Origin of the sequence: Bacillus sp. M13(2017), from assembly GCF_002218325.1 — a bacterium.
Classification (GTDB): domain Bacteria; phylum Bacillota; class Bacilli; order Bacillales; family Bacillaceae_G; genus Bacillus_A; species Bacillus_A thuringiensis_K.
On sequence record NZ_KZ268525.1, the window covers coordinates 25,316 to 31,315 of the forward strand.

Below are 6,000 nucleotides of genomic sequence, written 5' to 3' on the forward strand. Positions count from 1 at the left end.
TTCCTGCTTAGAATTGTTATGAAGGGATTCCCCACTCATATGACAAATCAATAGATTCTTGTACTCTCATTTTATGATAAGATTCTCCAGAATGGAAATAAAATCGATTTATTTTACAAAAATAGTTATATGCCTATCTTTACTCGATCAACTACATAAATATATTATTATAGCGATTTCTTACTTACAAAAAATTTGGACATACATTTCCACATTCCCCCGTACACTGTAATAAAGTGAAACTTCTATTGGAAGAGATTACTTAACAACAACTTTCTTCATCACATACATATAGTTCGCTTATTAAAACATCATAAATGGAGGCAGACGAATGGACTTAGAGTTTTTAACATCAGTACTAATGATTGTCGGTATCGATGTTGTATTAGGTGGTGACAATGCAATCGTCATCGCACTAGCTAGCCGAAACTTACCTGAATCGAAACGAAATAAAGCCATTTTGATCGGTACTCTTTTAGCAATCGTACTAAGAATTGTCCTTACTATACTAGCTGTCTATTTACTCGACATTCCATTTCTGCAACTTATCGGGGGCGTTTTACTTACATTAATCGCAGTAAATTTATTAACTGATAATAGCAACGATCTTTCTTCTATTCAAGGAAAAACAACTTTATTTCAAGCGGTGCGTACAATTGTATTCGCGGACCTTGTTATGGGGTTTGATAATGTTATTGCCATTGCAGGTGCAGCTCACGGGAGATTTTTACTCGTCATAATCGGCTTACTCATTTCTATCCCGATTATTATTTGGGGTAGCAAACTTATTTTAATACTTATGGAACGATTTCCATTCCTCATTTATTGTGGTGCAGCGATTCTTTCCTATACTGCAGGAAAAATGGTTACACATGAAGACAGACTTGCAACCTTTTTTCATAACAACCCAAGTTTCACTGCAAGCATTCCTTATTTGTTCATTTTCACTATTTTATGCATCGGCTTTATCGTACAACAAGTTCGATTACGCAATGTGAAACATTAAAAAAAACCTTCTACTATATAATAGGTAGAAGGTTTTCATATTATTATAATTAATTTACAAGACGTTGTGCTTCACGTAATTGGAACGTTCTTACTGTACGTGGTAAGAAACGGCGAATTTCGTCTTCGTTGTAACCAACTTGAAGGCGTTTCTCGTCAATCATAATTGGACGACGTAAAATCCCTGGATAGTCACGAATCATCTTATATAAATCTTGAAGTGGTAAAGACTCTAAGTTTACATTCAATTCTTGGAAAACTTTCGAACGAGTAGAAATAATCTCATCCGTTCCGCTTTCTGTCATACGTAAAATCTCTTTAATTTCCTCAATCGTTAATGGATCTGAGAAAATATTACGTTCTGTATAAGGAATATGATTTTCCTCTAGCCATAATTTCGCCTTTCTACAAGACGTACAGCTTGGAGAACTATATAATGTTACCATACAAAGCTCACTCTCCTTAAAGAGTACAAATTCTGTACTAAATACAGTTTTAATTTCTAACTTCAGCAATTTTTCGCGATAACTTGTCTTATTAAAAAGTACAAAAATCGCATTTCATGTAAGCAACAACTTATAATAAACAACAATTACTTTTAATAAGTAACTTCTATAATCATTATACAATAGATTTTGCAAGAAATATACAGTAAATTTCCTGCTAGTTGAGAAAACTCTTCCGTGTATTCCACTGTTATGTAACATGATTACGCTCACTTCAGCTGTACTTGAACAATAACTTTCAACCCTTTTACTACTCACTTCCCATAGATTTTTCATATAATATATAGTTATTTATCTATAATCTTTCCTATGAAAAAGAGAACGTTTTCTTACTTTTTCGTGATAAATCAATTAAGAAATGTAAGACTATACAAATGAGAACGAAAAGGAACGTTTGTTCTCATTTTAACAAACATTCCCCCTCCTGTCTACAAGATTTCTAAAGTAAACCGAAAATTTTTCTGACATTTCTTTCTTTTTTATTTTTTATCTCATACAATAAACATACAGACAGGCAAAGGGGGAGTTTGCAAATGATTGCTTTTTTTATTGATTTTATTACGGTTGCTGCCCTCATCATCGGAATAACAGCATTGATTGGTGTCATTACAAATAGCATTGGTGAAAAACTCTTTGGTGGAAAAGAAAAAATGAAGTTTGTTAACAAAAGTTCGGATGTACAATCCGGCTGGAACGAAGTTGGCGGAAAAGGCATTTATAAGAAACGAACGTATTAAAAAAAGCAGGTGGTTAGCCTGCTTTTTTTATTTTCCTACGGACGCCCACTTAAAGCTTAAATCTCCGCCATATTTATGGTTGTACATATCTTTAATTGTTTCTCTTTGTAAGTATGCTCTACCACGTTGATATACTGGAACGATTGCAGCGTCATCAAGTAACATTTTTTCTGCTTCTAATAAGTTTTTCCAACGAGCATTTACATCGCTTCCATCTTTTTTCGCCTTCATAATGATTTCATCGTATTTTGGATTAGAGTACTTCATCTTATTTTGTGACCCATCTGTTACAAACATATCAAGATATGTAATTGGATCTGGGAAGTCCGCACTCCATCCAGAGAATGACATGACATAATCGCCCGCATCTTCTAATTTTAGTTTTTGTGCGAATGGTTGTTGTTTAATCTTTACTGTTAAACCTGGTAAATTCTTTTCTAATTCACCTTTTAAATATTCACCAGTTTTCTTTGATAACTCTACATCTTCATTTAATAATTCTAATTCGATTTCATTTTTACCAAGTTCTTTTTTACCAGCTTCCCAATATTTTTTCGCTTCTTTCGCGTTTGGTTTTACAATATCCCCGTTTACAGCACGGAAATCTTTTTTATCTGGTCCTTTAATAAAGTTATCAGGAATTAATCCTGTCGCTGGCTTAGAACCGTTATTTAATAATGTATCCACGAATGGCTTACGGTCAAAAGCAAGTGAAATTGCTTTACGAATATTTTTATTTGCTAAAGCTGGATCTTTTTGATTTAAACGAAGGAAGAACACAGATGTATCTTCTACTGTTTGGAAATCTGGTTTTCCTTTATATTTATCAATAAACTCCGCTAATAACGACGCTCGATCAATTGCATTTGTTTCATATAAGTTAATTGGCGTAGATGTATCTTTTACAATATTAAAGTTTACTTCCTCAATCTTCACTTCTTTATTGTCCCAATATGACGCGCTCTTTGTCATTTTAAAGCTACGTTCATGTTGCCAATCACTTAATGTAAATGGTCCGTTATAAAGCGTTGTATTCGCTTCCAAACCAAACTTCGTACCTTGCTCTTTCACAAACTTTTCATTCACAGGATAGAAGATTGGATATACCATTAAATCTACAAGGTATGGAATGGTATTATCTAATTCCACTTCTAATGTATAATCATCAATCGCCTTTACCCCTAATTGATCCGGACTCATCTCTTTTTTATTAATTTTCTCTGCATTTTTTATATCATACATAATGTACGCTGATTTCGCAGCTGTATCTGGGTTAATCGCTCTTTGCCATGCGTATACGAAATCTTTTGCCGTCACAGGCTCACCATTTGACCATTTTGCGTCTTCACGTAATTTAAATGTATATTTTTTACCATCTTCTGATTTTTTGAATTCCTTCGCTACACCAGGAACTAGCTTATCATCTTTTCCTAAACTGTATAAGCCTTCCATCGTATTAGTCATTACTCTTGAAGAAACTGCATCAGCTGATAATGCTGGATCCATCGTTGGTATTTCTTGCGTTTCAATTAAGTTAATAACTTGCTTTGCGCCGCTTTTCCCGCTATCCCCTTTTGCGTTCGCTTGCGGTTCATCTTTTTGATAGCTACATGCCCCTAACATCATGCTCATCGCTACTGTTGATGCTACAAAAACTGGTATCTTTTTTTTCATACTTCCACCCTCCAAAAAAAATGTTAACCCTTTCATTTTCAAACAGAAAGAAATATATATATGTTCTAATAATTCATATTATACACACAAATATATTTTTTGTATATTTATATTTCTATTTTATTAAAATTTTCCGTTTTAAAATATATCTTTGTAAACGTTTTATATTACCGATAATCCTTACTAAAGTACTGAAAATAATTATTTTTATATTTTTCTAAATTATCAGATAAAAACAATTTTATATTTTATAATACTTTATGCATAATTATCCCACCCTTTTTAACATAAAATAGCAGACCCTTCATATTAAAAATATGTAGGCTAAAATGAGTGCAAAGGTTAAGAAAGTATGTTACGATACATTTTGCTAAAAATAGATATCGGTAAAGAGGGGACGGACATGACAGCAATTCAGGCAAAAAATGGACCGACAGAGAAATTAAGTTTATTCTTATTAACATGGCCTATTTTTCTAGAAGTTTTTCTTTTTATGTTAATGGGGATCGCTGATACTTTCATGTTAAGTGCATTATCAGACGATGCTGTATCTGGGGTTGGTGCAGCGAATCAATATCTTCATATTGCGATTTTGGTATTAGAAGTCATCGGGAACGGCGCTGCTATCGTTGTATCTCAATACCTCGGTTCCAAACGCTTTATGGAAGCATCTAAAATATCAGCATTAGCCGTCACATTAAATTTAATAGTTGGGCTCGTTATAAGTGCTGGTTTTCTTTTATTTTCGAAACATATGATGCTCGCAATGAACTTACAAGGCGATGTACTAACGTATGCGCAAAACTACTTATCTATCGTCGGAGGAGCCATCTTCCTACAAGCTATTATTAACTCATTAGCCGCAATTATCCGTGTACACGGTTTTACAAAGCAAGCGATGTTTATTTCACTCGGAATGAATATGATTCATATCGCTGGAAACTACGTACTCATTTTCGGGAAATTTGGTTTCCCTGAGCTCGGTGTACAAGGGGCTGCAATTTCTTCTGCTATCAGTCGATTGATCGCACTTATTGTTTTCTTCTGGTTACTATACCGCGTTATGGAATATCGTGTAAAATTACAATATTACTTCACTTTATCCAAAGAATACATTGGGAAAATTTTAAAAATTGGCATTCCATCTGCATTTGAACAAGTGATGTATCAAGCTTGTCAAATCGTCTTCCTTTATTACGCAACGTACTTAGGAACGGAATCATTAGCTGCTAGACAATACGCTACTAACATTTCCATGTTCACTTATTTATTTGCAATTGCAATTGGTATGGGAACAGCCATTATTATCGGCCGCCTCGTTGGTGGTGGCGAAAAGGATGAAGCATACGAACGCTTGTGGAAAAGTGTAAAATGGGCAATTGGTGTAACTTTATGTATGGTCGCTCTCGTTATTACATTCCGTACACAATTAATGGGACTGTTTACAGATAATCCGCACATTATCGGGTTAGGCGCAAGTGTTCTTTTACTAAGTGTACTACTTGAAACGGGACGCACGATGAACATCGTCATCATTAATTCGCTTCGTGCAGCTGGTGATGCAAAATATCCTGTTTTAATCGGTGCATTTTCTATGGTGTTAATGAGTTTACCACTAGGTTACTTTTTTGCCTTTCATTTAGATATGGGGCTCGTTGGTATTTGGCTAGCGATCGCCATCGACGAATGGACACGTGCCATAATTATGTTCTTCCGCTGGAAAAGTAGAGCGTGGGAACGTTATGCACTTGTTAAACCCGAGGAGCAAGAAGAGAATATTTCTGTTCAAGTTCAGTAATTTTGCATATGGATATCACTAATGGTACATGAGATTTATCCTAGCGATTTTTTAAATATATCAACTGACCGACAAATGTATAAAATTCTTTTATATAGTTGAAGTGACCCCCGAAAGTTAGACAGGTCGTTTCATTAGGCAGCCTCTAGGGTATGAGCCCAGTATTGTACTGGGCTCATACCCTTTAATTTTGCCTTAATTCTTTTATGATTATAGTATTCTATATACTTTGCTAACTCTTGTTTGAAATGTGTTATACTTTCAAATTCTTTTCGATACA

At 34.4% G+C, this 6,000-nt stretch carries 6 protein-coding genes; 3 read left to right on the plus strand and 3 right to left on the minus strand.

What is annotated here, in order from left to right; all coding sequences use genetic code 11:
* Window positions 1-331: 331 nt before the first annotated feature.
* Window positions 332-1,006, plus strand: coding sequence for a TerC family protein (locus tag CGQ22_RS30045; protein ID WP_000362616.1), 675 nt, complete (start codon window positions 332-334; stop codon window positions 1,004-1,006).
* A 49-nt stretch (window positions 1,007-1,055) separates the two neighbouring features.
* Here CGQ22_RS30045 and spx read toward each other — a convergent pair whose 3' ends face one another.
* Entirely contained in the window at window positions 1,056-1,451 is a 396-nt protein-coding gene (spx, locus tag CGQ22_RS30050; RefSeq protein WP_000258267.1) for a transcriptional regulator Spx, read from the minus strand.
* A 593-nt stretch (window positions 1,452-2,044) separates the two neighbouring features.
* On the opposite strand from spx, the gene CGQ22_RS30065 reads away from it, so the two are divergent.
* Window positions 2,045-2,248: a hypothetical protein gene (locus tag CGQ22_RS30065; protein WP_074594715.1), complete on the plus strand. Its 204-nt coding sequence runs from the start codon at window positions 2,045-2,047 to the stop codon at window positions 2,246-2,248.
* Between the two features lie 27 nt (window positions 2,249-2,275).
* Here CGQ22_RS30065 and CGQ22_RS30070 read toward each other — a convergent pair whose 3' ends face one another.
* Window positions 2,276-3,922, minus strand: a complete 1,647-nt coding sequence (locus CGQ22_RS30070) for a peptide ABC transporter substrate-binding protein (protein WP_000727245.1) — start codon at window positions 3,920-3,922, stop codon at window positions 2,276-2,278.
* A 352-nt stretch (window positions 3,923-4,274) separates the two neighbouring features.
* Here CGQ22_RS30070 and CGQ22_RS30075 point away from each other — a divergent pair, with 352 nt between their 5' ends.
* Window positions 4,275-5,720 carry an MATE family efflux transporter gene (locus CGQ22_RS30075; protein ID WP_002163890.1) on the plus strand — a complete coding sequence of 482 codons (1,446 nt, stop codon included), beginning with the start codon at window positions 4,275-4,277 and terminating at the stop codon, window positions 5,718-5,720.
* Between the two features lie 134 nt (window positions 5,721-5,854).
* Here the strand turns inward: CGQ22_RS30075 and CGQ22_RS30080 are convergent.
* Window positions 5,855-6,000 (minus strand): IS3 family transposase (locus tag CGQ22_RS30080; RefSeq protein ID WP_141106081.1); only part of this gene is annotated, 146 nt, incomplete at its 5' end.

Excerpts from the sequence above, each read along its gene's own strand:
- spx (WP_000258267.1), bottom strand. The coding sequence starts at position 1,451 with ATGGTAACATTATATAGTTCTCCAAGCTGTACGTCTTGTAGAAAGGCG.
- CGQ22_RS30065 (WP_074594715.1), top strand. The coding sequence starts at position 2,045 with ATGATTGCTTTTTTTATTGATTTTATTACGGTTGCTGCCCTCATCATC.
- CGQ22_RS30075 (WP_002163890.1), top strand. The coding sequence starts at position 4,275 with ATGTTACGATACATTTTGCTAAAAATAGATATCGGTAAAGAGGGGACG.
- CGQ22_RS30045 (WP_000362616.1), top strand. The coding sequence starts at position 332 with ATGGACTTAGAGTTTTTAACATCAGTACTAATGATTGTCGGTATCGAT.
- CGQ22_RS30070 (WP_000727245.1), bottom strand. The coding sequence starts at position 3,922 with ATGAAAAAAAAGATACCAGTTTTTGTAGCATCAACAGTAGCGATGAGC.